Origin of the sequence: Bathymodiolus azoricus thioautotrophic gill symbiont (genome assembly GCF_001298715.1) — a bacterium.
Lineage (GTDB): Bacteria > Pseudomonadota > Gammaproteobacteria > PS1 > Pseudothioglobaceae > Thiodubiliella.
This window is the reverse complement of record NZ_CDSC02000512.1, coordinates 1-859: the sequence shown is the minus strand read 5'-3', so window position 1 is coordinate 859 and position 859 is coordinate 1. Positions and strand designations below refer to the sequence as shown.

General features: G+C 36.2%; 1 protein-coding gene. It reads left to right on the top strand.

Features of this window, described 5'->3' with window-relative positions; all coding sequences use genetic code 11:
• Nucleotides 1-332: 332 nt before the first annotated feature.
• Nucleotides 333-859: porin family protein (locus BAZSYMA_RS09575; protein WP_090718569.1), on the top strand; the 527-nt coding region annotated here is incomplete at its 3' end.

Here is an 859-nt window from a genome sequence, read left to right as displayed (position 1 = left end):
ACCCGTCTTATTTCTGAGCGTGCAAAAGTCAAAGAGAAGTTATCCACGCTCGCCCGAACTGATCCTAAAGGGTTTAGTCGAGCGTAGATAACTTAGACTTTTACACAGTCAGAATAAGACTACATTTTTTAACCCTAATTCTCTTTCTTTATTAAAGAAAGGCACAAAAATGAAAATGCTTTAGTAGAAGGATTTTCGAGTTTTGCTATGTATGCTACCATTCAATATTTGCCATGATATTGAATGGGTGGTTCTATTTTTGGATTTGGGGTATAATTTGCACTCGAAAACTAGTTACTACTTACTACTAGTTAACAACAAAGGGTAATAAAATGAAAACACAATTAAAAGTAATTGCATTGTCGGTTTTGGTCGCTACATCGACCTATGCAGAAGAAAACAAGGGAATGTATTTTGGTTTAGGCATGGTTCAAACAAAATTTAGCGATACTGATGAAGGTGATACTTTTGACTACAAAAAAAATAATTGGAAAGCATTGATTGGAACGCGTTTGAACAGCAACTGGTCGATTGAAGGACAATATACTAATTTTTCTAAAGACGAGAATGAAGTGCTCTTAGATGCAACCAATACATTGGTTATGGGTGGAATGGCTGGAAAGAGTATTGGTGTGGCTGGACTTTACCATTTTAATCCGCAAGGGAACTATTCACCTTTTGTGAAGTTGGGTTGGCATTATTGGGATTTCAAAGCAACTATTCAAGGGTATAGCGGAAGCGAAAGTATCGATGGTAATGATGCATTTTTTGGCGTTGGTGTAGATGGGAAAATTAACGAGACAATCAAATATCGTGTTGAGTTTGAGCGTGTGAAAACAAGTGATTTGAATATAGATAA